Origin of the sequence: Aestuariivita sp. (genome assembly GCF_049276915.1) — a bacterium.
Classification (GTDB): Bacteria; Pseudomonadota; Alphaproteobacteria; order Rhodobacterales; family Rhodobacteraceae; genus Aestuariivita.
The window spans coordinates 1-1,570 of the sequence record NZ_JBASXK010000033.1; the positions used below are offsets into that span (position 1 = coordinate 1).

The following is a 1,570-nucleotide window of genomic DNA, read 5'->3' on the forward strand; positions in this document are numbered from 1 at the left end:
TCCTGGGATTTGGATTTGCCGCGACATTTGGTGTTTTTCTCGGGCCCATGTCGGCGGATCTTGGATGGGGGCGAGAGATTTTCTCGCTGTCCGTTGCGGTTAAATTCCTCGTATTGGGCATTTCTCAGCCCATCGCGGGGGTGATTGCGGACAGGTATGGCACGGCCCGTGTGCTTGCCTTTGGCGCAATCTGCGCCGGGATCGGCTTTGGGCTGCGGGGTCTGACCACGGATCCGACCGCCTTTGTCCTGACGGGCATATTGGTTGGCGCAGGCATGGGGGCCGCATCGTTTCCCATCGTGATTGGCGCACTTGGCAAGATCGTCAGCCCCGAACGCAGGAGCTTTATCCTGGGCCTTGGTACGGCGGCGGCTTCGCTTGGCATGTTCGTGGCCGCTCCGACTGCGACAACGATGATCAGCTCGATCGGATGGCAAACCGCATTGATCGCCATTGGGTTCAGTTTCGCGCTGATCCTGCCGTTCCTGATTTTCATTGCACGCGTATCAAAGCCAACGGCCTCGGGATCAAGCGTTGGCGATTTCGGCCATGCGCTGTCGGTTGCATTCAGCGACCGCAGCTATCTTTGCCTGTTCTTCGGTTTTTTCGTGTGCGGTTTTCACGTTGCCTTCATCCAGACCCACTTGCCGGCATATGTCGTCGATCTGGGTCTGGCGTCTTCGATCGGCGCGTGGTCGCTTGCGCTGCTCGGCTTGTTCAACATCGCCGGATCCTTGCTGTCGGGATGGTCGGGCCAGAAATACTCCAAGAAACTTGTCCTGAGCGGGATCTACTTCGTGCGGGCGCTGGTCATTTCGGCGTTCATTCTTGTGCCTGTCACCGAGGCCAGCGTTCTGATCTTCTCGGCCCTGATGGGGCTTTTGTGGCTGTCCACCGTGCCGCTGACCATGGGTCTGGTCGCACAGACGCAGGGACTGAAGTTCTTGTCGACACTGGCAGGGCTGGTTTTCCTCAGTCACCAGATCGGCAGTTTCGTCGGGGCGTGGTTGGGTGGGCGCATCTATGACCTTGCGCAGGATTACACGCCGATGTGGTGGGCGGCCGTGGTGCTTGCCCTTTTGGCCGCGCTGATCCATTTGCCGATCCGGGAAGAACCGGGCGTGCTGGCGCGTGCAGAACGCGGGGCTGATGCCTAAACCCCCGGACGGGTCAGGCCAAGGCGGCGCTGCCACCATTCCGGCGTCGTGAGGCGGCCATAGCCGATTTGCCAGCTGTGTTTGAGGCGGGCATAGCCGCGCCAGAAGCTCCAGGAATTGGCCAGCAGCCCAAGAACCGCGCGTCCAAAGCGGCGTTTGGAATGGGTGACGATAAAGAACTGCCCGGCGCGCGCGTCCCAATAGGTCACCCGCGCCGCGCCCCAGCAGGGGTGAAGCTGGCCGCGCTGGCCGGGTTCCAGCACAATGTGATTGCCGTAAAGCCGGAAGAACGGCAGCAGATGACCGTTCAGCGTGATCTGCATCAACCGGCGCATGTGCCTGTTGTCGGGATTGATCCAGCGGCGCGGGCGGGGTGGGCTGGCCCCTTGCGGAATGGGGCGCCAGGCTTCGAC

Annotated in this window: 1 protein-coding gene and 1 pseudogene; one reads left to right on the forward strand and one right to left on the reverse strand. The window is 61.3% G+C overall.

Annotated features, from left to right (window positions below):
* The coding region (locus WAO69_RS03340) for an MFS transporter (protein ID WP_422176631.1) at window positions 1-1,157 on the forward strand (1,157 nt) is incomplete at its 5' end.
* On the opposite strand, the pseudogene WAO69_RS03345 reads toward WAO69_RS03340, so the two are convergent.
* A pseudogene (locus WAO69_RS03345) lies at window positions 1,154-1,570 on the reverse strand (hypothetical protein); the annotation flags it as partial. The gene WAO69_RS03340 and the pseudogene WAO69_RS03345 sit on opposite strands and share 4 nt — an antisense overlap.